Consider the following 22,813-nt stretch of genomic DNA (forward strand, 5'->3'; position numbering starts at 1 on the left):
GTGCTGGCCCGAAAGCTCATGCGCGTGGCCTTCTCGCTGTTCAAGCAACACGCGATGTTCGATGCCCGCCTGGCGGCCACTGTCGCTTGACGAGAACCATAGAACCTCAGCCCGAACGGTCTGGGGTTGACCGGCCCCGCATGACGACCCCCAGGACTCCGCGGCCTCACGGTCCCACGGTCGCGCGGTCGCGCAGCCTGAAAAGGGGAGGGTTCGCCAGCATCGTCTAGGCGGAGGATGACGGTGTGCGTGCGGAGGTGCCATTCGCGGCGCCGTGCAGTGCGGCAGGCGCGTCGGTGGATAGCGAGCACCCGTCCCGTGCCGCAAGTCGGTTAGCGCGAGCGTGCACCGGGAGCGCGCATGCCGGCGTCCTCTGCCGGGTTACGGCCCGCACCGCCCGCATCACCCGCACCAACCCGCACCACCCGCAACGCACCGTACAAGCGGCCGATGCCCAGCTCCTCAGTCCCGCCGCAACAACGCCTGCCGCAGCAGCCGCGAAGCGCGGTCGCGGATGCGCCCCGGCATCTGCCGCAGCGGCCGGTGCGGGTGTACCCGCGCGGTGGCGCAGGCCCACAGGAAGTCGTGCAGGATCGGCGTGTCGTTGATCGTGTCCGTGCCGCCGTACTTGTGGAACTCCGGATGCCACTGCGTCGCTGCGATGTAGCTGTGGCTGCCCTGGTCCGGCCGGCGGCGGATCGCCTCGGGCACCTGGTCGGGCAGGCTCCAGGCCTCCACCTCGAAGCCCGGGGCCAGGTTCTTGATGCCCTGGTGGTGGATGCTGTTGACCCGCGCCTGCGCCACGCCCGGGTACATCTGCGCCAGGCGCGTGCCCGGCACGATCTCGATGCCGTGGAAGTTCTGGTCGTAGGTCACCGGGTCACGGTGACGCAGCGTCTGCGGATGGCCGTGCTGCTCCTCGATGTCCTGGTAGAGCGAACCGCCGAAGGCCACGTTGATCAGCTGCAGCCCTCGACAGACGCCGAAGATCGGCTTGCCCGCCTGCTCGAAGGCCTCCACCAGCGCCAGGTCGTACAGGTCGCGGATGCGGTCGCCGATCCAGGCTTCCTTCAGGGGCTCCTCGCCGTAGCTGCCGGGCCACACGTCGGCGCCGCCATGCATCACCACGCCGTCCAGCCATTCGGCGTAGTGCGCCAGGCTGGTGTCGCCGCGGGCGGTGTCGCCGGTGGGGCAAGGCACCATCACCACCATCGCGCCGGCCGACATCAGCCAGTGGCAGATCGACTGCTCCACATACTGCAGCGTCTTGTTGGTGAACAGCGAACGCTTGGGGTCGGCATGCGAGAAGCAGGCCGACAGACCGATCTTGAGGCGGGAGGAGACGGGCGGGGCGCCGCTGGACAGCGGCAACCGGGAGGCGCGGGACATGACCGCATGGTGCGCGCAGCCCGCGCCCGGGCGTGTCGGCCAAGGGCGCGTCTGGCCTGGGAAGGGCGCCAGGCCACAGGCTGCGCCGCTACAATCCCGCGGTTTTGCACCGCGCGGGCTGTCCGCGCGTGGCGACATTCAAGCGTTGAGATCGTGGCGATCCGTTTGTGGGTCGCCACGCACCCCTGACAGTTTCGCGCCCGCCTTCTCCACGTACACAGGCTCGGGCGCCGGCAACGGCAGCCGGTTCGGGTACCGGCGTCCTGCCTCCGAGAGGACATACGACATGGCGAAGGAAGAGCTGATTGAAATGCAAGGGGCAGTCACCGAAGTGCTGCCCGACTCGCGCTACCGCGTGACGCTGGAAAATGGCCACGAGGTCATTGCGTACAGCGGCGGCAAGGTGCGCAAGAACCACATCCGCATCATCCTGGGCGACAAGGTGTCGCTGGAGATGTCGCCCTACGACCTGAGCAAGGGCCGCATCACCTTCCGCCACCTCGAGCGCCGCGGCCCGCCGCCCGAAGGCTCCCGCCGCTGACCGGGCGGCGCCTGCGCAGTGCCGCAGGACTGGCCGGCCCGGCGACCACGGCGACGGGCCTTCGGTGAAGCCGTCCTTCCGACGGCGCAGGGTCTTCGGGGCGCTCGCGCTTCATGGTCCAGGGTCTCGTACAGGGGCCCTGTCCTTCTTTCCACCACCCGGGGTCTCGCAGGAGGCCCTTTCTTGTTTGTGCCCATGGACGGCGAAGACCAGCAGACCGAGATCCCTCCTTCCTTCCTCGCGCTGTACGCCGACGCCCGCCAGCGCCTGCGCGAGCCGCTGGCCGTGGTGCGCCAGCGCTACGAGCTGTGCGAGGACCTGGCGCAGGTGCTGACCGGCCAGGCGCTCGGCCTGTCGCAAAGCGGCTCGGTGAGCGACCAGGAGGTGCTGCAGCGCTGCCTGGCCGGCCTGCGCAGCACCGATTCCGGCCTGGGAGCCGACGAGGCCGGCTGGACGGTGCAGCGGCTGGCCGAGTTGCTGGGCTGGGGCTGGACGAGCAGCCCCGACCGTCCGGACTGAGCCGCCTGCGCCCATCCGGGCCGAGCGCGTCGAAGCCGGGACAGGCGTCGGCCTGCCCTTCGACGCGCTCACGGCGAACGGATCGGCGCCTGGACCCCTGCCTCGCAGGCGCCACACGCCCTGGCGGCTTTCACGTTAGGCTCCAACGCTGGAGACACCACCCAGAACGCGTCCACACCCGATGGGCGCTCGCGCCGCCCATGACCCCGCCGCCTTCCGCCAGCGCCGCCGACCCGGCGCTCCGTTCCACTTCCGCCACCCGCTCCCCGAGCCGCAGCGCCTGGACCATGCTGCTGGTGCTGAGCACCGGATTCGCGCTCAGCCAGGCCTTCCGTACCGTGGCCGCCATCATGGCGGCGCCGCTGGCGGCCGACTTCCACCTCAGCCCGCAGGCCCTGGGCCTGTTCGCCGGCGCCTTCCACTTCGCCTTCGGCGCGCTGCAGCTCCTGATGGGCATCGGCATCGACCTGCAGGGCGTGCGGCGCACCGTGCTGGTGGCCTTTCCGCTGGCCATCGGCGGGGCGGTGCTGTCGGCACTGGCGCCCAGCTTCGGCGTGCTGGTGGTGGGGCAGGTGCTGATCGGCATCGGCTGCGCGCCGGCCTTCCTCGTGTGCACCGTCTTCATCGCGCGGCACTTCGCGCCGGAGCGCTTTGCCGCCGTGTCGGGCGCCATCCTCGGCCTGGGCAGCTGCGGCATGCTGGTCACGGGCACCCCGCTGGCCTGGCTGATCGAGGCCAGCTCCTGGCGCATGGGCTTCTGGGTGCTTGCGGCGGCTTCGCTGCTCGCCTGGGGCGCCATCGCGGCCGTGGTGCACGAGCCTGCCCCAGCGGCCGATGCGCCGCGCGAATCGCTGGGCAGCGCCGTGCGCACCTTCGCCGGCCTGCTGCTGCTGCCGCACACCTGGGGCATCCTGGCGCTCGCCCTGGTGACCTATGCCTCCTTCGTGGCGCTGCGCGGCCTGTGGCTGGGGCCGATGCTGATGCAACGCCACGGCTTCTCGCTGATGGCCAGCGGCAACGTGGCGCTGCTGATGACGGTGATCGCCATCGCGGGGCCGCCGCTGTTCGGCCGCATCGATCCGGGGCCGGCACAACGCCGGCGCTGGCTGGTCGGCTTCACCGTGGTCTGCGCCGGGCTCTTCGCGGTGCTCGCCTTCGATGCGCAGGCCAGCGTGGACATCGCGCTGGCCCTGGCCATCGGCCTGCTCTCGGGCTACATGGTGCTGCAGTACCCCGACGTGAAGGGCGCCTACCCGATGGCCGTCACGGGCCGGGCCATGGCGCTGTTCACCATGGCGATGTTCCTGGGCGTGGCGCTGATGCAGTGGGTGACCGGGGCCATCGCCACGGCGGCGCAGTCGCGGAGCATCGAGCCCTTCCAGGCCGTGTTCGGCGCGATCGCGCTGATGCTGGCGGCCGGGGCACTGGCCTACCGCCTGCTGCCGCAGCCGCCGCGGGAGGGGTGAGGGCGGGGCTGGCCGGGGCAGCACCCTGCGGCGGCTCCCCCCTCTCCCCAATCCCTCTCCCGCCAGGGGAGAGGGGCCGAGACACCTGGGCGTCGTGGCCTTTCAGCCCTTGCGGCGGCCCTTCCAGAACTTCGGTGCATCCGCGAGCCGGCGCAAGGCCTTGCCGGCCTTCTTCGCGGTGCGGGGCTGCTGCGCCGCCAGCCAGCCGATGGCGAACCAGGCATGCGCGTCCTGCTCGGCCGCCTGCTCGTAGAGGCGGCGGGCCGTCACCTGGTCGTTGAACAGGCCCAGCGCGTCCTGCGCGGGGCGCAACTGGTCGAGGTAGCGGGCCGTCCGGCCGGCGTCCAGCAGGGGCGCCACGAACTCGGCCAGGTAGCGCAGCCGCTTGAGCCGCTTGCGGGTGCGATGGCGCTGGTCGTCGTCCAGCTGGTCGAAGCGCTCCGCGTCGCGCAGCGACTGGCGGTGCAGCCGGCGCAGGCGGTGGCGCAGGTGGGCGAGGGTGGCATCGGCGTCCAGCGCCCCGCCGCCCTCGGCCGGGTCTTCGGCCGCGCGGCCTGCCAGGGCCACCAGCACGCCCTGGAAGGCCGGCTCGCGCACCGCGACCGCCGGCGTGGGCGCATCCTTCGCCTCGGCCACACGGATGGCCGGTGCATCGCTGCCTTCCATCCAGCGGCGCGATTCGGCCACCACCTGCGTCCGGTCGCGCCGCGCGCCCAGGGCGCGGAAGGCGCGCTGCAGTGGTGCTTCCCAGGCTGGGTCCAGCCCGCCGGCCAGCGGCGCCAACTCGCGCAGCGCAGTGCGCAGGCGGCGCAGGCCGATGCGCAGCTGGTGGATCTGCTCTTCGTCTTCGCTGCCCTCGGCGATCTCGCTGGCATTGGGCAGGACCTGGGCGAGGCAGGCGGCGATCACCCGACGCTGCAGCGCCGCGCCATCGGGTGGGCTGGTTTCCTCGAAGCGTGGCGTCTCGGCCTTGACCGCGGGCACCTGGGCGATGCCTTTCATCAGCCGTTCGCCACGTTCGGCCTTGGAGACGGTGCCCAGCCACAGGCCATGGCGCTGCGCCCAGTCGCGCGACAGGGCGACCAGGCCCGCGAGCGGGCCCTGCACCAGCTCCAGTTCCAGCTCGCACACGGGCGCCACGCGCATCGGACCGCCGGCGGGCGCCTGCGCGACGATCTTGCCCACGTCCAGCGCCAGCTCGACCCGCGCACCCTCGTGGCGGATCTCGCGCGTCAGGCGCCAGATGTCGGTGGCATAGGTCTCGACCACATCCTCGCCCGCGGCCTGCAGCACCTGCACCAGGCGCTCGCCCACCGGCGTACCCTGATGGCGCAGCAGGTCGGGCCGCAGCAGGTCGGTGGCGCGGGCAGCGCCCAGGTCGGCGTTGTGCTCCAGCCGCTGCAGCAGGCCGTGTCCCGCGGCCTTGACCGTCTGCACCCAGCGGCGGCCTTCCTTGCGCAGGCGCAGCGCCATGCCCGCGGCGGCCAGGGCGCCACCGGGCGCGTCGAAGTAGCGGGCCTGCATGCGGGTGCGCTGCACGGCGCCCTGGCGCAGGTCGGCCTCGACCGCGGCCAGCCGCTCGGCGGGGATGTGGAACTTGAATTCGGTTTCCATGGGGGCTTGCTAACGGATGCGGGGTGCAGCGGCGTCGGCGCCCACGGACGCGGGCCTTCGGCCGACAGGCCGCGCGGGCGTCGGTGCCCAGAATGCCGCCGCCTGCCGATGGTGGCAGGTCTGTGTGTCATTGTCCCCGTCGACCGAGCCGAGCCCTTTCCATGCGCCTCAAAGCCACCAACTTCCTCAAGCTGGACTGCCAGCAGCCCTGCCCCGTCGTCGCCATGCTCCGCCCGCGCAGCGGCCTGGCCCAATGGGTGGTCAGCGAGCACTACCACCTGCGGCCCTGGGTGCCCACGGTGGAGTATGTGGACCCGTACGGCAACCTCGGTCAGCGCTTCGTGGTGCCGGCGGGCGGCATGGAGATCGAGGTGCAGGTGGAGATGGAGACCGAGGAGGCCCTCGCCGTCGAGCCCGCCGCGCCGGTCACGCCCGTGGACCAGTTGCCCGACGCCGCGCTGATGTACCTGCTGCCCAGCCGCTACTGCCCGTCGGACCGGCTGGCAGGCCGCGCGCGCGAGATCGTCGGCGACCTCCCGGCCGGCTATGCGCAGGTGGAGGCCATCCGCCGCTGGATCCACGAACACATCACCTACGAATACGGCGTGAGCGACGCCAGCACCGATGCGCTGGGCACGCTGAACCTCGGCAAGGGCGTGTGCCGGGACTTCTCGCACGTGGGCATCGCCCTCACGCGGGCGCTGCAGATCCCCGCGCGGCAGGTGGTCGGCTACCTGCACAAGCTCGACCCGATGGACATGCATGCCTGGTTCGAGGCCTTCATCGGCGGCCGCTGGTACACCTTCGATGCCACCCAGGCCGAGCCGCGCGGCGGCCGCCTGGTGGTGGGCTACGGCCGCGACGCAGCGGACGTGGCCTTCATCTCCAACTACGGCGAGATCGCGATCGAGGAGATGCGCGTGACGGTCGAGCAGGTGTAGCCCGCCGCAGGGCGCGGCGGCAGCGCCGGCCCTGCGTATCAGGCGCCGCGCCGCTCAATGCCAGCCGCGGTGCCAGCCATAGACGGGGTGGTACCAGCCCCAGCCATGGCGCGGGTGGTAGTGCCACACATAGCCCGGTGCCGGCATCGCATAGGTGGGCGCCACATAGACCACGGTGGGCGGCGGTGCATACACCGGCGGCGTGACCACCACGGGCCGCGGCACCACGTGCACCGGCTCGGGGGCCACCACGCACCCTGCCAGCAGCGCGGCCGGCAGCACGGCCAGCGCACACAGCCGGAAGGGGGAGGAAGAGGGGCGGGAGCTTGTCTTCATTGGCGGATGTTCGAAGTGCCCGGTCGGGCGATGTTCCCGATCAACGCCTGCGCGCATCCGCCCGGCCGACCGCCGGCGTGTAAAGAAGGGTTTACTCAGCCGGTCGTCAGTCCGTGCTCAGCCCACTGTCAGTGGCTTCTTCAGGCGGTGGTGCCGCGCGGGCCACTGCGCCGGCCGAAGGCCTTGCGGCGCAGCCTGTCCTTCTTGCGCAGCCGCTTCTGCCACTGCGAAGCGGCCACGCTCAGCACGGTGGCGCCACCGAGCAGCAGCAGCTGTCGCGCCAGGTCGCGCGTGGCGCCCTGCAGCCGCCGGTCCACCTCGGCCTGCACCTCGCCGGTCTGCGTCAGCGCCATGGCCGCGGGCGGCGGCGTCGCGTCGCCCGCGTCGGGCTGGCCGGTCGTGGTCTGGGTGGGCACGACGGGCGGATGGGCCACGCTGGCGGCCAGCCGTGCATCGGCCACCGAGCCGTGCTCCAGCGCATAGACCTTGGTGAACTCCGCACCCAGCAGGAAGATCTGCGCCGCGTAGTACACCCACACCAGCAGCACCACCAGCGAGCCGGCGGCCGCGAAGGACTCGGTCATGCTGCTGCGGCCCAGGTACAGCGCGATGGCCGTCTTGCCCACCTGGAAGAGCATCGACGTGACGGCGGCACCCACCCACACGTCGCGCCAGGCGATGCGCGTGGTGGGCATGAACTTGTAGATCATGGCGAACAGCAGCGTCATGATCGCGAAGGAGATGGCGATGTTGAGCAGCTGCAGCATCAGCTCCCAGCCCGGCAGCAAGGCGCCCACCCAGCTGCCCATGGCGGCCAGGAAGGCCGACACCAGCAGCGACACCATCAGCAGGAAGGCCAGCCCCAGGATCAGCCCGAAGGACAGCACCCGCGCCCGCAGCACCGACCACACGCCCTTGGGCTTGGCCGAGGGCGGCACATGCCAGATGCGATCCAGCGCGCTCTGCAGTTCGGCGAACACGGTGGTGGCACCGACGATGAGCACGCCCACGCCGATCAGCCCGGCGACCAGCCCTTTGCCGGGTTCGCTGGCGCTGCGGATCAGGCCCTGCACCGCGATGGCCGCCTCGCGGCCGATGAGGCCGGAGAGCTGGCCGACGATCTCGCCCTGCACCGCCTCGCGGCCGAACAGAGCGCCGGCAATGGCGATCACGATCACCAGCAGCGGCGCGAGCGAGAAGAGGGTGTAGTAGCTGATCGCGGCCCCCATGCTGGGGGCGAAGTCGTCGCTCCAGGCGACGACGGCTTTCTTGCACAGCGAGAAGAGTTGCTTGAAGGTCATGGCGGCGGCTTTCTGGAGACGCGTACGACGGCGCACGGATGCCGCCAGTGTGCGGTCCCCACGCCGCCGCGGCCATGCGTCAAGGCGCGCTTTGCGGGTAGGCCAAGTGCGATGTGCGGCGGGGTCAGGCCGGTGGCTGCTCCCGCTGGGCCGTGCCGTTGCCGTCCGCAAGGTGGCGGGCGACGTCAGTGGCGCGGTCGCCGACGGCGGCCACCGCGGCGCGCAGCCGCGCTTCGTCGATGTCCATGCGGCGCGCCCATTCGGCCACCGCGCCTTCGGACTGCAGGTCGATGCGGTCCGGGTCGTTGCCGGCGGGGGCGATGAGGGTGTGGTCGTCGGGCATGAGGGGTTCCTACAAAGGCGGAAGAAAGAAGAAGGGTCAGATGGCCGCCGCGGCGCGCGCGAAGCTCGCGACCAGGGTGCGCCCGGGTGGTGCCGCCTGGCGCATGACCTCCAGCCGGCCGCTCTGGCTGCGCACGGCGTCGCGCAGGCGGTCCTCGCCGCCGCCGCCGGGTGCCTCGCCTTCCGCCGGCGTCGGCGCATGCACCGCGATGCGGAAGCGCTCGGGCTCCACGATGGAGGCGACGATGAGCCCGCTGCCCGGGGTCGCGACGGCGGCGGCCTCCGCCACCATGCGGCCCACCAGCTGGGCCAGGCGGTCCGGATCGGCCTGGCAATGGCCTTCGCCCAGGCGGTCATGTTCCAGGGCATGGCCCGGAAAGGCCTGTGCCAGCGTCTCGACGCACTGGGCCACCAGCGCATGCAGGGCGACGGGGCGGTGCGGCTCGTCGGCGCTGGCGGCGGTCTGGGCCTCGGCGATGCGCTGGTCGATCAGCTGCTGCGCGCGCTCGCCGGCGCTGTCGATGTGGTCCAGCACCTGCCGCTGCTGCGGATCGAGCGCCCCTCGGCGCAGCAGCTCGGTGCCCAGCCGGATGGCGCCCAGCGGGTTGCGCAGGTCGTGGCTCAGCCGGGCGAGCTGGCGCTCCAGCTGGTGCACCTGGGCCTGGAGCGCGTCGCGCATGGCCTCCAGCGGCTGCAGGTCGGGCCGGTCGTGGGACGCGGGCGGCTCGGCGGGGGCGGAATCCGGGTCGTGCATGGGCGCTCCTGGATGCGGGAACGGAAAGGCGATAGCAGGGAAGGGAGGCCGATGGTCGGGTGCGGCCGGGGTGCGCCGATGCGCCGTGGGCGCCACCGCGGGTAGGCCAATGACGACGCCACGGGCACTGGGCACGGCGACGGTGCGCGCGGTGGCCTTCACGCACAATCGGCAGCCCTGTGGCGGGCTCCGGCGCCGCCAGACCGCCGGCGCGCCTGCTTGCAGCGCAAGGCCGGCCCACCTCTTACGAACAGGCCGTCCGCGGCCCTCCAGCCTTTTCCTTCATGCAGATCACCCAAGACACCGTCGTCACCCTGCGCCTGCGCATCGCGGACGCCCAGAGCGGCCAGCTGCTCGACAGCCCCAAGGAGCCGGTCGTGTACCTGCACGGCGGCTACGACAACATCCTGCCGGCCATCGAGACGGCCCTGGACGGCCAGGCGGCCGGCCACCAGGCCACGCTGAACCTGTCGCCCGAGCAGGCCTTCGGCGCGCGCGACGAGAGCCTGCTGCGCACCATCCCCAAGAGCGAATTCCCGCCGGGCGTGAAGGTCGGCGGCCAACTGCGCGGCCAGCTCGACAACGGCGAGCCGCATGTGTTCAACGTGGTCAAGATCAAGGGGCCGCAGGTGCTGCTGGACGGCAACCATCCCCTGGCCGGCCGCAGCCTGCGCATCCAGCTGAACGTGGTGGCCGTGCGTGCCGCCACCGGCGAGGAGATCGCCCATCGCCATGTGCATGGCGATGGCGGCCATCACCACTGAAGGCTTCCCAGCCTTGCCTCGGCATCGCCAAGGGCTGAGGCGGAGGCGACGGGGCGTGCCCGGTGCCGCAGGGCGGCCTCAGCCGTGCGGCGTCACGGGCGAGGGCGGCACGCCGCGGGCCTCGATGGCCTCGGCGGCTTCCAGGCACAGGTCCTCGCGGAAGCGCGCCGCCACCAGCTGCACGCCCACCGGCGCCGGGCCGCGCTCGCCTTCGGCCATGCCGGTGCTCACCGTCAGGCCCGGCAGGCCCATGAAGGGCAGCGCGATCTGCGTCATCTGCGCCGCCCAGACGCGGGCATAGCCTTCGGGGCCCTGCAGGTCCAGGTCGACCGGGAAGGGCAGCTCGGCCGACACCGGCAGCAGCACCAGCGGATAGCGCTCGTGCAGAAAGCGCTGCCACTGCCGCGTGAGCGTCGCGCGCCGCACCAGGATGGCCGACAGCGCCGCGCTGTCCATGCGCGCGGCCACCTCGGCCTGCCCGCGCAGCACGACCAGCGCGGCCGGATCGCCCTCGCGCTCGGCCGTGCGCAGCTGCGCCTCGTAGCCATCGCCCACCCACAGCAGCGTCTGGTCGTCGGCGGCAGCCTTCAGCGGCGGCAGCGCCTCCACCTCGTCCACCAGCCAGCCGGCGTCGCGCAGGCGCGCGGCCGCGTCGCGCAGCGCTGCTTCGACGGGGGCGGTGGTGGCCAGGCCGTCCGGGCGCACGCACAGCGCGGCCCGGCGCGGCACGGCGGGCCCGACCAGCGGCGCCGCCACCGACCAGGGATCGCGCGCATCCGGTCGGGCCATGGCGGCCAGCGCGAGGCGCAGGTCGTGCACATGCCGCGCAATCGGCCCGGAGACGGCCGTCAGCTGGCCGCCGATGGTGCGCTCGGGGCTGGAGGCATTCCACGCCGCCACCCGGCCGAAGCTGGGCCGCAGGCCATGCACGCCGCAGGCATAGGCCGGGTAGCGGATCGAGCCGGCGATGTCCGTGCCATGGCCGATGGCACCGATGCCTGCGGCCACCGCCGCGGCCGCGCCGCCGGAAGAGCCGCCGGGCGTCAGCGCCGGGTTGCGCGGATTGCGCGTCACGCCGTGCAGCTGGTTGCTGGTGAACCAGCGGTAGCTGAAGGCGGGCGTGTTGGTGCGGCCGATGAGCACCGCGCCGGCGGCCAGCAGGCTGTCCACCACCGGGCTGTTGTGTTCGGCGACGAGGTCCTTCTGCAGGCGCACGCCGTTGGTGGTGGCGAAGCCGGCCTGGTCGACGTTGACCTTGAGGGTGACCGGCACGCCGGCCAGCGGCCCCACCGCCTCGCCGCGGGCCAGCGCGGCGTCGATGTCGGCGGCGCGGCGCAGTGCCTCGTCGGGCCGGTGGTCGACCACGGCGTTCAGGGCGGGGTTGACCGCCTCCAGCCGCGCCAGGGCTGCCTGCGTCGCCTCGGTGGCGGAGATGCGGCGGCTGGCGACCAGGGCGGCCGTCTGGGCGGCGCCCAGCTGCCAGAGCTCGGTCGGCAGTGCGGAGAGGGGGATTGAAGAGGGAACCAGCGGGGAGGACATCCCCGAGGTGTAGCGGGATGCGTGCCCGCTTGTCCAGCACCGGACGCGCCGCCCGTGTGCCTCAGGGCCCGGCCTGCATGGCCGGCGGGCGCTCAGCGCGCCGGCCCCTGCGCGTTGCAATAGTCGAAGAAGGCGTCCAGGTCGTTGGACTTGTCGAAGACGCGGTCGGCCCCGGCGTCGCTGCAGCGGCGGCGCATGTCGGCCGTGGCGTAGTTGGTCAGCACCACCATGCGCTGCCGGGCCCCACCGTTGCGCACGCGACGCAGCACGCCCAGCCCCGAACCCTGGCGCAGGAAGAGGTCGACGATGGCAAGGTCCCAGCCGTCGGAATGCGACTGCATCCACCGCACCGCCTCGTCCTCCCCCTCGGCCAGCCCGACGATCTCAGCGTCGGTCAGGTCTTCGAGCGTGGGGATGAGGCTGTCCCGGATGGTGGGGTTGTCTTCGACGATAAAGATGCGGGGGGCGGCCATGGTGTGGCGCGGACTGGAACAGGGGAGCTTAAGGGCCGGGGCGGTGCGGGCGTGGGCGCCCTGGGCCTCCCTTCCTGTGGGACGCGGCCTACGGAACGGGGAGGGTCAGCGCGGGCGCGCCTTCTTTTCGACCTCGGATTGCGCGGCTTCGAGGGCGTCCAGCACCTCGGCGGAGCGGCTGATCTGCTCCTCGACCTGGCCCGACTGGTCCAGCGCCTGGGCCACGTCGCCGACCTGCACATGGTCGGGCAGGGCCTCTTCGAGCACGGTGTTCACGACAGCCAGGTTGTCGGCCGCCTGGCGGATCTCGGCGGCCACCGCCTTGGCCTGGTCGATGGTGCGCTCCAGCGCTTCGACCGCCTGCGCCGTCGGGTCCTGCTTGTCTTGACTCATTCAACGCTCCTGCGGGGGCCGGGGGGAAGGCCATGCCGCGTGTGTGACGACGGCGGATGGTAGCGCCGCCCGCCCGGGGCTGCCGGTGAATCCACTGTTGCACCCATGGTCCGGGCTGTCGCGCGGGCGGGGGCTTCCACAATGGCGATATGCGCCGCATCTTCGGCGTTCGGGCTGACCGCCAGCCTTCTTGCGAACGAACGAAAGACTCTCTCCATGAGCACCCACCCCTCCTCTGCCGTCCTGGGCGTGCACCCGCTGGGCTTTCCCTGGCCGACGGTGGACCCCTTCCTCTTCTGTGCGTACCACGACGACGGTTATCCGCGCGGCGACGGCCGCATGGCGCCGGCCGCCTCGCTGGCCGGCCGCGAGATCGGCGCCGACTTCAGCCGCAAGGACGGCTGGAGCATGTACCACGGCGAATCCGTGCCCGGCTTCCCGGCGCATCCGCACCGCGGCTTCGAGACCGTGACGCTGGTGCGCCGCGGGCTGATCGACCATTCGGATTCGCTTGGCGCCGCGGCCCGCTTCGGCGGCGGGGACGTGCAGTGGGTGACGGCCGGCCGCGGGATCGTGCATTCGGAGATGTTCCCGCTGCTGCGCGAGGACGCGGACAACCCGCTGGAGCTGTTCCAGATCTGGCTGAACCTGCCGGCGGCGCGCAAGATGGTCGATCCGCACTTCACCATGTTCTGGTCGGGCCAGGTGCCGCACCTGCGCGCCGAGGGCGTGGACGTCACGGTGGTGGCCGGCCGCCTCCCGGGTGCCGACGCGCCGCCTTCGCCGCCGCCGGATTCCTGGGCCGCGCAGGCGGATGCCGACGTGGCCATCTGGACCGTGCGCCTGGCGCCTGGCGCGCGCTGGACGCTGCCGGCCGCGCGCGGGCTGGGCACGCAGCGGGTGCTGTACTTCTTCAAGGGCGCGTCGGCCACGGTGGGCGGGCAGGCGGTGCAAGGGCCGGCGGCCATCGAGCTTCGGGCCGATCTCGACGTGGCCCTGGCGGGCGGTGACGAAGTCTGCGAATTCCTGCTGCTGCAGGGCCGGCCCATCGCCGAGCCCGTGGCGCAGCACGGCCCCTTCGTCATGAACTCGCAGGCCGAGATCATGCAGGCCATGCAGGACTACCGCCGCACCCAGTTCGGCGGCTGGCCCTGGCCCGACGCGGCGCCGGTGCATGGCGCGGCGCCGGCGCGTTTCGCCCGCTATCCCGACGGGCGCCGGGAAGAGGCGGTGGACGCGGCGGAGTAAGCGTCAGCGCCGACTCGCGCTGCCGGCGATGGCGCGCGACAGCCGCCACATCAGCCACAGGAAGCCCAGCGGCAGCAGCACCGTCTGCACGACGAACAGGGCGATCAGGCGCACCATGGTGCGGGTCCATTCGCCGGCCGCCTGAAGGATCGCCTCGTAGCCGGCGCGCAGGTCGGTGGCGCGTTCGGACCAGCGCTTCAGGCGCTCCAGCAGGCTTTCCTGCGCCGGTGCGGCCGGCTGCGTGCGGCCCACCACCTGCTCGGGCGAGGCCTCGATCACGGCCAGGGCCGACTGGTATTCGCCCGCCATCACGGCCCGGTAGACGCCTTCGTTGGCCAGGCCCACGGCCGGCACCGCGAAGCGCACCAGCAGCAGGCCGGCGAAGACCGGCGACAGCCATCGCAGCGCGCGTGCGGTAGCCGCCTCCTGCCTCGCTGCGGGCGCATTGGCGCCAGCGGTTTCCGCTCGCGCGCGGGTCGACACCGTGGCCGCCCGCCAGCGCAGCACCAGCCAGGCCAGCAGCACCGCCGTCAGCGCGATCGACACCGCCGCATGTCCGCCGATGCCCAGCATCAGCAGCTGGATGCCGAAGGCCACGCTGGCAGCGAGCATCACGGCGGCGAAACGGTCCACCAGCTCGTTCAGCGGCTTGAGGGCCTGGCCCGGCGCCAGGCTCAGGCCGACGCCGGCCGGCTTGACGTCCAGCTGCGTGCCCTGGGCCACCGACAGCACTGCGCCCAGCGCCCGCGCCGCCGCAAAGGCGGTGAGCGAGCGCTGCAGGCCGGCGCGCAACTGCTCGCGGGCCAGGGGCTCCAGTGGCACCAGCCAGCAGCCGGCGAGCACCGCGGCGGCCACGAACAGCAGCAGGGCGCGTCTCAGAGGGGCCGCGGGGGCCCGCCCCGGTGGCGCTCCCGGGCGCTCGCTCATATCGATTTGAGCGCCTCGGCGCCGGGTGCGGTCATGCTGGGCGTGAACTCGACGATGTCGAGGCGGGCCAGCTTGTGCTGCGCGAACGGGTCCTGCGCGAGCACCGCTTCGAGCGCGGCCCGGTCGCCCGAGCGGGCCAGGATGACGCCGCCCACGCGCGGCACCTGCCGGCCGGAGGCGACGAACAGGCCGCTGTCGTAGTGGCGGCGCAGCCAGGCGACGTGGGCCTCCATGTGGGCGTCGATCTCTTCGACGGGGCGGATGTAGGTGAGGGTCACGATGAACATGCGCCCGAGGGTAGCCCGCTGCGCCAGCGGCTGTCTCGGATGGCCTCGGTGGGCGCGCGGATTGCGGCGCTTCGCCCGGCGGGGCGCTGCCTTGTGCGGCGGGTGCCAGCGCCGCATCCTGGTCGGCATCGCGCCGCCGCTGTGCCTGCCCTCGGCAGTTCAGCCCTGTCCTGTGGCCACTGTCCAGACCAGCCACACATTGGCCGCGCCGATCACCGCGAACAGCCCCCAGGCCGTGGCCTTCATCGCCCAGCCGCTGGCGAATTCGCCCATCAGCCGCCGGTCGCTGGTGAAGCGCACCAGCGGCCAGATGGCGAAGGGCAGCTGGAAGCTCAGCACCACCTGGCTGAGCACCAGCATCTTGCCCACGCCGCCGTCGCCGAACCACCACACGCCCACGAAGGCCGGCACGATGGCCAGGGCCCGGGTGATCAGCCGCCGCTGCCAGCAGGGGATCTTCAGGTCCAGGAAGCCTTCCATGATGATCTGGCCGGCGATGGTGCCGGTGAAGGTCGAGCTCTGGCCCGAGGCCAGCAACGCGATGCCGAAGAGCGTGGCCGCCAGGCCGCCCACCACTGGCTCGATGAGCCGGTAGGCGTCCTCGATCTCGGTGACCGGCGCGCGCCCGCCGCCGTGGAAGGCGCTGGCCGCCAGGATCAGGATGGCGGCATTGACGAACAGTGCCAGCGTGAGCGAAAGCACGGCGTCCATCGTGCCCAGGCGCACCGCCTCGCGCGTGGCCGCGGGCGTGCGCGCCACCAGACGGGTCTGCACGATGGAGGAATGCAGGTACAGGTTGTGCGGCATCACCGTCGCGCCCACGATGCCGATGGCCAGGTAGAGCGCGCCCGGCTGCTGCAGCCGCTCCAGGCTGGGCACGAAGCCCATCGCCACGCCGAACCAGTTGGGCTGGGCCATCGCCAGCTCGACCGCGAAGCAGCCGGCGATGGTCAGCACCAGGCCGAGCACGATGGCCTCCACGCGCCGGAAGCCCGCGCCCTGCAGGCCCAGCACCAGCAGCGTGTCGAAGGCCGTGATGGCGATGCCCACGGTAATGGAGACGCCCAGCAGCAGGTGCAGCGCCAGCGCGCTGCCCAGCACCTCGGCCAGGTCGCAGGCCACGATGGCCAGCTCGGCGCCCAGCCACAGAAAGCGGTTGGTGCGCGGGCCGTAGCGTTGGCGGCAGGCGCGGGCCAGGTCCAGCCCGCCGGCCAGGCCCAGGCGCACGCACAGGGTCTGCAGCAGCATCGCCGCCAGGCTGGCCAGCAGCACCACGAAGAGCAGGCCATAGCCGAAGCGCGAGCCGGCCTCGATGTCGGTGGCCCAGTTGCCCGGGTCCATGTAGCCCACCGACACCAGCAGCCCGGGGCCGGCGAACTTCAGCAGCTTCTTGTGGAAGGGCTGGCCCGGGTCGACGGTGACGCTGCCCTTGACTTCGGAAGGGCAGAAGGGCGCGGTGGCGGTGCGGGGCAGGCGGAACATGGCGGGGCCGATGGTAAGGAGCCGCCTCGCGCACCGTGCGGCGCGGCGACGCTGGGCGGCAGCGTCAGAAGTGGTCGGGCGACGGCATGTGCTCGCGCATCCACGCCGTGAAGGCGCGCAACCGCGGCGGGTACTGGCGCGCGTAGGGATGCATCAGGTAGATGGGCAGCGGATCGCCCACCCACTGCGGCGCCAGGCGCACCAGCCGGCCCTCGGCCAGGTCCGGCGCCACGGCCCAGGCCGACACCAGCGCGATACCCGCCCCACCGAGCACGGCGCGGCGGGTGGCATAGAGGCTGTCGGTCGCGAGGCGGGGCCGGATGGCGAAGGTCTCGCGCCTGCCGTCGGCCTCGTGCGTGAGCGTGACCTCGTCGCGGTAGAAGGTCTGCAGCGCCAGCCAGGGCAGGGCGGCCAGCTGCTGCGGCGCCTCGGGCGGCGGGCCTTCGCCCCAGAGGCCGGGCGGCGCCACCACGATGCGCTGGATCTCGGTCAGGCGCTGGGCCACGACCGACGGATCGCTCACGGCGCCCACGCGGATCGCGCAGTCGATGCCCTCGGCGATGAAGTCCGGCTGGCGGTCGTGCAGCAGCCATTCGACGCTCACTTCGGGATGGGCCTGCAGGAAGCCCAGCAGCGGCGCCATCAGCTGGTCCTGGCCGAAGGCATGCGGCACCAGCACGCGCAGGTGGCCGCGCGGCGTGTTGCGGGCGCCGCGCACGTCGGCCTCGAAGCTGTCCCAGCGCTCCAGCAGCTCCCGCGCCTGGGCCAGGCAGCGCTCGCCGTCCTCGGTCAGCGCCATGGCATGGGTGGAGCGGTGCAGCAGCCGCAGGCCCAGGCTGCGCTCCAGCGCCTGCAGGCGGCGGCTGACGGTGGGTTGGGTGCTGCCCATCTGCTGGGCGGCGGCCGAGAGGCTGCCGGCGTCCACGATGCGCACGAAGGTCTGCAGCAGGTCCAGACGGTCGACAGCAAGGGGTGCTTCTTTCATGCGTTGGGCGTATAGCCGATCTGCAATCCAGCCGTCTACAGCTTTTTGTCATTCGTTGAAAGAATGCTCCACATTCGGCAGCGCCCACATTGCCCGTAAGCAAAGGGCGGCGCCGCAGACTGCCAAGGAGTTCCCCATGTCATCCCTTCCTCTTGCCTCCGGTTCCGCCGCCGCGCCTGCCCAGCCCGACCTGTCGCGGCCGCTGGTGCTGATGCTGGCCGCGGGCGCCGGCCTGGGCGCCGCCGCCCTCTACTACGCGCAGCCGTTGCTCGGCATCCTGGGTGCGGACCTGGGCGCCAGCCCGGCCCAGACGGGCCTCGTGCCCACGCTCACCCAGCTCGGCTATGCCGCCGGCATCCTGCTGCTGATTCCGCTGGGCGACCGCTACGACCGTCGCCGCATCATCCTGGTCAAGGTGGTGCTGCTGATGCTGGCGCTGCTGGCCAGCGCCCTGGCGCCCGGCCTGGGCGCGCTGCTGGTCGCCAGCCTGGCCATCGGCCTGACCGCGACGCTGGCGCAGGACATCGTGCCCGCCGCCGCCGCGCTGGCACCCGAGGCGCACCGCGGCCGCACCGTCGGCACGGTGATGACCGGGCTGCTGCTGGGCATCCTGCTGTCGCGGGTGGCCAGCGGGCTGGTCGGCCAGCAGTGGGGCTGGCGCGCTGTGTTCCTGGCCGCGGCGGGGTCCATCGCCTTGATCGGCCTGGCGCTGTGGCGCGGGTTGCCGCGCTTCGTGCCCTCGACGCAGTTGAGCTACGGCCAGCTCATGGCCTCGCTGGTGCAGCTGTGGAAGCGCTACGGCCCACTGCGCCGCGCGACGCTGGCCCAGGGCCTGCTGTCGATCGGCTTCAGCGCCTTCTGGTCCACGCTGGCGGTCATGCTGCACGAGCGCTTCCAGATGGGCAGCGCCGCCGCCGGCGCCTTCGGCCTGGCCGGTGCCGCCGGTGCGCTGGCCGCCCCGCTGGCCGGTCGCCTGGCCGACCGGCGCGGTCCCAACCGCGTGACGCAGCTGGGGGCAGGGCTGGCGCTGCTCTCCTTCGCGCTGCTGCTGGTGCAGGACCTGCTGCCGCCCGCGGCGCAGATCGGCCTGCTGGTGGTGGCCGCCATCGGCTTCGATTTCGGCGTGCAGGCCACGCTGGTGGCACACCAGACGCTGGTCTACAGCCTGGACCCGGGCGCCCGCAGCCGGCTCAATGCGCTGCTGTTCACCGGCATGTTCATCGGCATGGCCGCCGGCGCCGCGCTGGGCAGCCAGGTGCTGGCCCATGCGGGCTGGTTCGGCGTCGTGCTGCTGGCCATGGCGAGCGCCGGGGCCACGCTGGCCGTGCGGCTCTGGCCGTCACGGCGCGGCTGAGGCGCTCGGGTTCTCCAGCAGACAGGCCGCCTGGCGAGCGCCGGGCGGCCTTTCTGCATCTGGCGTCATCGCCCGGAAAGTTTGGGGAGTCTGGGAAAAGGCCGGCTCAGAAAGGGCGAGGCCGCCTCGCCGAAGCGCCAGGGCACGTCCGCCGCGCGGGTGATGCCGATGCGCGGCCCGGTCTGCACCTGAATGCGTTCGCTGGCAGGCCGGGGACGGAGTTCGAAGGGCGGCGCATCCAGCCGCAGGTGGTTGAAGCTGGCGTCCACGCCCAGCGCCTGCCCTACGCGGCCGGGGCCGGCGGCCAGCAGGCGCACATCCTGCACGCCGCGGCGCTCGCGCATGCGGGCCAGGCCCTCGGTTGGCGCCAGCGCACGGATCAGCACGCCCGCGCCGTGGCCCTGGGGGCCGCAGACGAAGTTCAGGCACCAGTGGATGCCATAGGAGCGGTAGACGTAGGCCCGGCCCGGCGGCCCGAACATCGCCGCATTGCGCGGCGTGGGCCCGCGATGGCTGTGCGAGGCCGGATCCTCGCGGTCGTAGGCCTCGGTCTCCACGATGCGGCCGCCCACGCCGTCGACCAGAACCTCGACGCCGATCAGGGCCCGCGCCACTTCGTGGGCGGGGGCGAGGAAGTCGATGAAGGCGGTCGTGGGCGATGAGGCGGTCACGGAGCGGAAGGGGCGAGGACGGATCGCACCAGTCTAGGAGGTGCGCCAATCCGCCGGAGCCGGACGAATGCCGGTGCACCCGACAGCCCGCGCCCGGGTGCATCGCGCCAGAATCGCCGGGTCCTCGTCACCCAGGAGCCGGCGCCGCGCCGCGGCCGCCGTCCTCGCCCGCCATGCCCCAGCCGACCGACTTCGCCACACTGATCCACCAGGGCGCCACCGCCTGCGCCCGCGCCGTCGCCGCGGGCGAGGCCACGGCGCTCGAACTCTGCGACGCCGCCATCGCCGCCATCGAGGCGAAGGACGGTGCCTTGAATGCCGTCGTGCTGCGCGACTTCGATCGCGCGCGAGACCAGGCCCGGGCCGCCGACGCCCGGCGCGCGAAGGGCGAGCGGCCAGCGCTGCTGGGCGTGCCGATGACGGTGAAGGAATCCTTCAACATCGCCGGCCTGCCCACCAGCTGGGGCCTGCCGCCCTTCCGCGACTTCCGCCCGGCGACCGATGCGGCGGCGGTGCAGCGGCTCAAGGCCGCGGGCGCCGTCATCCTGGGCAAGACCAATGTGCCCGTGGCGCTGGCCGACTGGCAGACGGCCAACCCGATCCACGGCCGCACGGTGCATCCGCTGGACGCCTCGCGCACGCCGGGCGGCTCCTCGGGCGGCGGCGCGGCCGCGCTGGCGGCGGGCCTGGTGGCGCTGGAACTGGGTTCGGACCTGATGGGCTCGCTGCGCGTGCCCGCGCATTTCTGCGGCGTGTGGGCGCACAAGCCCAGCACCGGCATCCTGCCGATGCGCGGCCAGGCCTTTCCCGGCACGCCCGAAACGCTCGGCCCACCGCCGGACCTGCCGACGGTCATCGGCCCGCTGGCGCGCAATGCCGACGACCTGAGCCTGGCGCTGGACGTGCTCGCCGGCCCGGAGATGCCCATGGCCCAGGCCTGGCAGCTGCAACTGCCGCCACCGCGGCAACCCGACCCGGCGCGCTGGCAGGTGCTGGTGCTGGACGCCCATCCGCTCGCGCCGGCCGACGCCGAGGTGCGCGGCGCGGTGGCCGAGGCGGCGCGGCGCCTGCAGGCGCAGGGCGCCCGGATCGTCCGCCCGGACGAACTGCCGACCGGCGCCCTGCCCGACCTGGCGGTGCTGCACCGGGCCTACCAGCAGTGGGTGATGACGGTGCTCGGCGCCTTCGAGCCCGGCGCCGAGTGCGACCTGAACGCGCACGAATGGATCCGCCTGGTGGCCGACCGCGGCCGGCTGCGGGCGCAGTGCTTTGCGCTGCTGGAGCGGGTCGATGCCCTCGTGATGCCGGCCTTCGGCTGCGCCGCCTTCGCGCACCAGGACGATCCGGACTGGGGGCGGCGCACCCTGCGCATCGATGGCGAGGACACCCCTTACGAGGCCCAGGCCGCCTGGGCCAGCCTCGCCTCGCTGGCCAGCCTGCCCGCCACGGCCGTGCCGGTCATGGCGGGGGCGGGCGGGCTGCCGCTGGGTGTGCAGGTGATCGGCCCGTGGCTGCACGACCGCGGGACCATCGACGTGGCGCGTCGGGTTGCGGGTGCAGGCCCGCGGGCATAACGGCGGACCGCCAACGGAAAAGCGCGCCACGGGGGCGCGCTCTTCATCGCAGTCCAGGGCCGCGGGGGCAGCCCGTGCGGCGCTGCTTACTTGGCGACGACGCGGGTCATCTCCAGGCACTTGTTGGAGTAGCCCCACTCGTTGTCGTACCAGCTCACCAGCTTGACGAAGGTGCCGTCCAGCGCGATGCCGGCCTCGGCGTCGAAGATGGAGGTGCGGGCATCGCCGCGGAAGTCGGTGGCCACCACCTTGTCCTCGGTGTAGCCCAGCACGCCCTTCAGCGCGCCTTCGCTCTGGGCCTTCATCTCGGCGCAGATCTCCTTGTAGCTGGCTTCCTTCGACAGCTCGACGGTCAGGTCGACCACCGACACATCGGAGGTGGGCACGCGGAAGCTCATGCCGGTGAGTTTGCCCTTGAGTTCGGGCAACACGACGCCCACGGCCTTGGCGGCGCCGGTGGAGCTGGGGATGATGTTTTCCAGGATGCCGCGGCCGCCGCGCCAGTCCTTGTTGGACGGGCCGTCGACGGTCTTCTGCGTGGCGGTGGCGGCGTGCACGGTGGTCATCAGGCCGCGCTTGATGCCCCACTTGTCGTGCAGCACCTTGGCCAGCGGGGCCAGGCAGTTGGTGGTGCACGAGGCGTTGGAGACGATGTCCTGGCCGGCGTAGCCGCTGCTGTTGACGCCGTACACGAACATGGGCGTGTCGTCCTTCGAGGGGGCCGACATGATCACCTTCTTGGCGCCGGCGGCCAGGTGCTTGCCCGCGGTTTCCTTGGTGAGGAAAAGGCCGGTGGATTCGAGCACCACGGTGGCGCCGACTTCGTCCCACTTGAGGGCGGCGGGGTCGCGCTCCTGCGTCAGGCGGATCTTCTTGCCATTGACGATCAGCGTGTTGCCCTCGACGGCGATGTCGCCCTTGAAGCGGCCGTGCACCGAGTCGTACTGGAGCATGTAGGCTAGGTAGTCGGGCTCCAGCAGGTCGTTGATGCCCACGACTTCGATGTCGGGGAAGTTCTGAACCGCGGCGCGCAGCACGTTGCGGCCGATGCGGCCGAAGCCGTTGATACCCAGTTTGATGGTCATGCGAATGCTCCAGGAAGTTATGGAAAAACCAACTCAGTCGGCAAGGACGGCCTCGACCGTCGCCGCCACGTTCTCGGGCGTGAAGCCGAAGTGCTTGAACAGCACGCCGGCCGGCGCCGATTCGCCGTAGGTGTCGATGCCCACGACGGCATCGACGCCGTATTTCCACCAGCCGCCGGTGCTGCCCATCTCCACGGCGATGCGCGGCAGGCCCTTGGGCAGTACGGACTTCTTGTACTTGACGTCCTGGCGGTCGAAGGTGGTGGTGCTGGGCATGGAGACCACGCGCACGGCAATCTTGCGGCTGGCCAGCAGCTCCTGCGCCTTGAGCGCCAGTTGCACCTCGGAGCCGGTGGCGATGATCACCGCCTTGGCCTTCTTCTTGAGGCCCACGCGCGAGGGCTCGGCCAGCACGTAGGCGCCGCGGCTGATGTCGGCCAGCTCGTCCTTGGGTGCGTAGTTCAGGTTCTGGCGCGACAGCAGCAGCGCGGTGGGCTGCGCCTTGTTGCGCAGGGCGCAGGCCCAGGCCACCACGGTCTCGGTGGTGTCGCCGGGGCGCCAGACGTCCAGGTTGGGGATCAGGCGCAGGCTGGCCGCATGCTCGATCGACTGGTGCGTGGGGCCGTCCTCGCCCAGGCCGATGGAGTCGTGCGTGAAGACATGGATCACGCGCTGCTTCATCAGTGCCGCCATGCGGATGGCGTTGCGGCTGTAGTCGCTGAAGGTCAGGAAGGTGCCGCCGTAGGGGATGAAGCCGCCGTGCAGCGCCACGCCGTTCATGATGGCGGCCATGCCGAATTCGCGCACGCCGTAGTTGATGTGGCGGCC

The 22,813-nt window shown here is 72.2% G+C and carries 24 protein-coding genes; 8 read left to right on the forward strand and 16 right to left on the reverse strand.

From position 1 onward, the window contains the following. Nucleotides 1-462: 462 nt before the first annotated feature. Entirely contained in the window at nt 463-1,389 is a 927-nt protein-coding gene (locus tag KBC94_RS28645) for a gamma-glutamyl-gamma-aminobutyrate hydrolase family protein (RefSeq protein WP_294378877.1), read from the reverse strand. Nucleotides 1,390-1,675: 286 nt separating this feature from the next. Between KBC94_RS28645 and infA the strand changes: the two genes are divergently transcribed. From infA to KBC94_RS28660, 3 genes are all read left to right on the forward strand, one after another. Then, complete coding sequence (gene infA, locus KBC94_RS28650; RefSeq protein WP_017757760.1) at nt 1,676-1,930, forward strand: translation initiation factor IF-1; 255 nt, start codon at nt 1,676-1,678, stop codon at nt 1,928-1,930. A 195-nt stretch (nt 1,931-2,125) separates the two neighbouring features. Next, on the forward strand, nt 2,126-2,449 hold the full coding sequence (locus KBC94_RS28655; protein ID WP_294378879.1) for a hypothetical protein: 324 nt from the start codon (nt 2,126-2,128) through the stop codon (nt 2,447-2,449). A 287-nt stretch (nt 2,450-2,736) separates the two neighbouring features. After that, nucleotides 2,737-3,915: an MFS transporter gene (locus tag KBC94_RS28660; protein WP_294378916.1), complete on the forward strand. Its 1,179-nt coding sequence runs from the start codon at nt 2,737-2,739 to the stop codon at nt 3,913-3,915. Between the two features lie 102 nt (nt 3,916-4,017). On the opposite strand, the gene KBC94_RS28665 is transcribed toward KBC94_RS28660, so the two are convergent. Further along, the gene (locus KBC94_RS28665; RefSeq protein ID WP_294378881.1) at nt 4,018-5,529 is read right to left on the reverse strand and encodes a CHAD domain-containing protein; all 1,512 of its coding nucleotides are present in this window, start codon (nt 5,527-5,529) and stop codon (nt 4,018-4,020) included. A 161-nt stretch (nt 5,530-5,690) separates the two neighbouring features. On the opposite strand from KBC94_RS28665, the gene KBC94_RS28670 reads away from it, so the two are divergent. Beyond that, entirely contained in the window at nt 5,691-6,470 is a 780-nt protein-coding gene (locus KBC94_RS28670; RefSeq protein ID WP_294378883.1) for a transglutaminase family protein, read from the forward strand. 54 nt (nt 6,471-6,524) lie between these two features. On the opposite strand, the gene KBC94_RS28675 is transcribed toward KBC94_RS28670, so the two are convergent. The 4 genes from KBC94_RS28675 to KBC94_RS28690 all read right to left on the reverse strand — a co-directional run bounded on the left by KBC94_RS28675 (nt 6,525) and on the right by KBC94_RS28690 (nt 9,203). Further along, nucleotides 6,525-6,806, reverse strand: coding sequence for a hypothetical protein (locus tag KBC94_RS28675; protein ID WP_017761788.1), 282 nt, complete (start codon nt 6,804-6,806; stop codon nt 6,525-6,527). 140 nt (nt 6,807-6,946) lie between these two features. Then, nucleotides 6,947-8,107, reverse strand: coding sequence for a YihY/virulence factor BrkB family protein (locus tag KBC94_RS28680; RefSeq protein WP_294378886.1), 1,161 nt, complete (start codon nt 8,105-8,107; stop codon nt 6,947-6,949). 124 nt (nt 8,108-8,231) lie between these two features. Continuing rightward, on the reverse strand, nt 8,232-8,450 hold the full coding sequence (locus tag KBC94_RS28685) for a DUF3606 domain-containing protein (RefSeq protein WP_294378888.1): 219 nt from the start codon (nt 8,448-8,450) through the stop codon (nt 8,232-8,234). A gap of 36 nt (nt 8,451-8,486) precedes the next feature. Beyond that, complete coding sequence (locus KBC94_RS28690) at nt 8,487-9,203, reverse strand: HAMP domain-containing sensor histidine kinase (protein WP_294378890.1); 717 nt, start codon at nt 9,201-9,203, stop codon at nt 8,487-8,489. 284 nt (nt 9,204-9,487) lie between these two features. Between KBC94_RS28690 and KBC94_RS28695 the strand changes: the two genes are divergently transcribed. Continuing rightward, entirely contained in the window at nt 9,488-9,967 is a 480-nt protein-coding gene (locus tag KBC94_RS28695) for a peptidylprolyl isomerase (RefSeq protein WP_294378892.1), read from the forward strand. A gap of 78 nt (nt 9,968-10,045) precedes the next feature. On the opposite strand, the gene KBC94_RS28700 is transcribed toward KBC94_RS28695, so the two are convergent. From KBC94_RS28700 to KBC94_RS28710, 3 genes are all read right to left on the reverse strand, one after another. Next, nucleotides 10,046-11,506, reverse strand: a complete 1,461-nt coding sequence (locus KBC94_RS28700; protein WP_294378894.1) for an amidase family protein — start codon at nt 11,504-11,506, stop codon at nt 10,046-10,048. A gap of 92 nt (nt 11,507-11,598) precedes the next feature. Further along, nucleotides 11,599-11,979, reverse strand: coding sequence for a response regulator (locus tag KBC94_RS28705; protein WP_294378896.1), 381 nt, complete (start codon nt 11,977-11,979; stop codon nt 11,599-11,601). A 105-nt stretch (nt 11,980-12,084) separates the two neighbouring features. Beyond that, nucleotides 12,085-12,372 (reverse strand): hypothetical protein, encoded by a 288-nt coding sequence (locus tag KBC94_RS28710; RefSeq protein WP_234193356.1) that lies wholly within the window; start codon nt 12,370-12,372, stop codon nt 12,085-12,087. Between the two features lie 216 nt (nt 12,373-12,588). Between KBC94_RS28710 and KBC94_RS28715 the strand changes: the two genes are divergently transcribed. Beyond that, on the forward strand, nt 12,589-13,620 hold the full coding sequence (locus KBC94_RS28715) for a pirin family protein (protein WP_294378900.1): 1,032 nt from the start codon (nt 12,589-12,591) through the stop codon (nt 13,618-13,620). A 3-nt stretch (nt 13,621-13,623) separates the two neighbouring features. Here the strand turns inward: KBC94_RS28715 and KBC94_RS28720 are convergent, their stop codons facing one another. The 4 genes from KBC94_RS28720 to KBC94_RS28735 all read right to left on the reverse strand — a co-directional run bounded on the left by KBC94_RS28720 (nt 13,624) and on the right by KBC94_RS28735 (nt 17,301). Continuing rightward, nucleotides 13,624-14,547: a hypothetical protein gene (locus KBC94_RS28720; RefSeq protein WP_294378902.1), complete on the reverse strand. Its 924-nt coding sequence runs from the start codon at nt 14,545-14,547 to the stop codon at nt 13,624-13,626. Beyond that, nucleotides 14,544-14,834 carry a YciI family protein gene (locus KBC94_RS28725; protein WP_294378904.1) on the reverse strand — a complete coding sequence of 97 codons (291 nt, stop codon included), beginning with the start codon at nt 14,832-14,834 and terminating at the stop codon, nt 14,544-14,546. Before KBC94_RS28725 ends, KBC94_RS28720 begins: the two co-directional genes overlap by 4 nt. Before the next feature lie 159 nt (nt 14,835-14,993). Continuing rightward, nucleotides 14,994-16,316 (reverse strand): Nramp family divalent metal transporter, encoded by a 1,323-nt coding sequence (locus KBC94_RS28730; protein ID WP_294378905.1) that lies wholly within the window; start codon nt 16,314-16,316, stop codon nt 14,994-14,996. A 64-nt stretch (nt 16,317-16,380) separates the two neighbouring features. After that, a complete protein-coding gene (locus KBC94_RS28735) occupies nt 16,381-17,301 on the reverse strand; it encodes a LysR family transcriptional regulator (RefSeq protein WP_294378907.1) in 921 nt (306 codons plus the stop codon). Between the two features lie 136 nt (nt 17,302-17,437). On the opposite strand from KBC94_RS28735, the gene KBC94_RS28740 reads away from it, so the two are divergent. Next, nucleotides 17,438-18,655 (forward strand): MFS transporter, encoded by a 1,218-nt coding sequence (locus tag KBC94_RS28740; RefSeq protein ID WP_294378908.1) that lies wholly within the window; start codon nt 17,438-17,440, stop codon nt 18,653-18,655. 65 nt (nt 18,656-18,720) lie between these two features. On the opposite strand, the gene KBC94_RS28745 is transcribed toward KBC94_RS28740, so the two are convergent. Beyond that, nucleotides 18,721-19,326, reverse strand: a complete 606-nt coding sequence (locus KBC94_RS28745; RefSeq protein ID WP_294378910.1) for a DNA-3-methyladenine glycosylase — start codon at nt 19,324-19,326, stop codon at nt 18,721-18,723. Nucleotides 19,327-19,499: 173 nt separating this feature from the next. Between KBC94_RS28745 and KBC94_RS28750 the strand changes: the two genes are divergently transcribed. Beyond that, the gene (locus KBC94_RS28750; RefSeq protein WP_294378912.1) at nt 19,500-20,900 is read left to right on the forward strand and encodes an amidase family protein; all 1,401 of its coding nucleotides are present in this window, start codon (nt 19,500-19,502) and stop codon (nt 20,898-20,900) included. Nucleotides 20,901-20,986: 86 nt separating this feature from the next. On the opposite strand, the gene gap is transcribed toward KBC94_RS28750, so the two are convergent. Beyond that, nucleotides 20,987-21,985, reverse strand: a complete 999-nt coding sequence (gene gap / locus KBC94_RS28755; protein ID WP_017759352.1) for a type I glyceraldehyde-3-phosphate dehydrogenase — start codon at nt 21,983-21,985, stop codon at nt 20,987-20,989. A gap of 33 nt (nt 21,986-22,018) precedes the next feature. Then, a partial coding sequence (locus KBC94_RS28760; RefSeq protein WP_294378914.1) for a transketolase C-terminal domain-containing protein occupies nt 22,019-22,813 on the reverse strand: 795 nt, incomplete at its 5' end.

Source organism: Pseudacidovorax sp., assembly GCF_017991995.1.
Classification (GTDB): domain Bacteria; phylum Pseudomonadota; class Gammaproteobacteria; order Burkholderiales; family Burkholderiaceae_C; genus Xenophilus.

Coding starts and splice junctions, on each gene's coding strand:
- KBC94_RS28750 (WP_294378912.1), top strand. CDS start 19,500: ATGCCCCAGCCGACCGACTTCGCCACACTGATCCACCAGGGCGCCACC.
- KBC94_RS28670 (WP_294378883.1), top strand. CDS start 5,691: ATGCGCCTCAAAGCCACCAACTTCCTCAAGCTGGACTGCCAGCAGCCC.
- gap (WP_017759352.1), bottom strand. CDS start 21,985: ATGACCATCAAACTGGGTATCAACGGCTTCGGCCGCATCGGCCGCAAC.
- KBC94_RS28725 (WP_294378904.1), bottom strand. CDS start 14,834: ATGTTCATCGTGACCCTCACCTACATCCGCCCCGTCGAAGAGATCGAC.
- KBC94_RS28645 (WP_294378877.1), bottom strand. CDS start 1,389: ATGTCCCGCGCCTCCCGGTTGCCGCTGTCCAGCGGCGCCCCGCCCGTC.
- KBC94_RS28690 (WP_294378890.1), bottom strand. CDS start 9,203: ATGCACGACCCGGATTCCGCCCCCGCCGAGCCGCCCGCGTCCCACGAC.
- KBC94_RS28655 (WP_294378879.1), top strand. CDS start 2,126: ATGGACGGCGAAGACCAGCAGACCGAGATCCCTCCTTCCTTCCTCGCG.
- KBC94_RS28740 (WP_294378908.1), top strand. CDS start 17,438: ATGTCATCCCTTCCTCTTGCCTCCGGTTCCGCCGCCGCGCCTGCCCAG.
- KBC94_RS28695 (WP_294378892.1), top strand. CDS start 9,488: ATGCAGATCACCCAAGACACCGTCGTCACCCTGCGCCTGCGCATCGCG.
- KBC94_RS28705 (WP_294378896.1), bottom strand. CDS start 11,979: ATGGCCGCCCCCCGCATCTTTATCGTCGAAGACAACCCCACCATCCGG.
- KBC94_RS28735 (WP_294378907.1), bottom strand. CDS start 17,301: ATGAAAGAAGCACCCCTTGCTGTCGACCGTCTGGACCTGCTGCAGACC.
- KBC94_RS28685 (WP_294378888.1), bottom strand. CDS start 8,450: ATGCCCGACGACCACACCCTCATCGCCCCCGCCGGCAACGACCCGGAC.
- KBC94_RS28675 (WP_017761788.1), bottom strand. CDS start 6,806: ATGAAGACAAGCTCCCGCCCCTCTTCCTCCCCCTTCCGGCTGTGTGCG.
- KBC94_RS28715 (WP_294378900.1), top strand. CDS start 12,589: ATGAGCACCCACCCCTCCTCTGCCGTCCTGGGCGTGCACCCGCTGGGC.
- KBC94_RS28720 (WP_294378902.1), bottom strand. CDS start 14,547: ATGAGCGAGCGCCCGGGAGCGCCACCGGGGCGGGCCCCCGCGGCCCCT.
- infA (WP_017757760.1), top strand. CDS start 1,676: ATGGCGAAGGAAGAGCTGATTGAAATGCAAGGGGCAGTCACCGAAGTG.
- KBC94_RS28680 (WP_294378886.1), bottom strand. CDS start 8,107: ATGACCTTCAAGCAACTCTTCTCGCTGTGCAAGAAAGCCGTCGTCGCC.
- KBC94_RS28710 (WP_234193356.1), bottom strand. CDS start 12,372: ATGAGTCAAGACAAGCAGGACCCGACGGCGCAGGCGGTCGAAGCGCTG.
- KBC94_RS28700 (WP_294378894.1), bottom strand. CDS start 11,506: ATGTCCTCCCCGCTGGTTCCCTCTTCAATCCCCCTCTCCGCACTGCCG.
- KBC94_RS28730 (WP_294378905.1), bottom strand. CDS start 16,316: ATGTTCCGCCTGCCCCGCACCGCCACCGCGCCCTTCTGCCCTTCCGAA.
- KBC94_RS28665 (WP_294378881.1), bottom strand. CDS start 5,529: ATGGAAACCGAATTCAAGTTCCACATCCCCGCCGAGCGGCTGGCCGCG.
- KBC94_RS28660 (WP_294378916.1), top strand. CDS start 2,737: ATGCTGCTGGTGCTGAGCACCGGATTCGCGCTCAGCCAGGCCTTCCGT.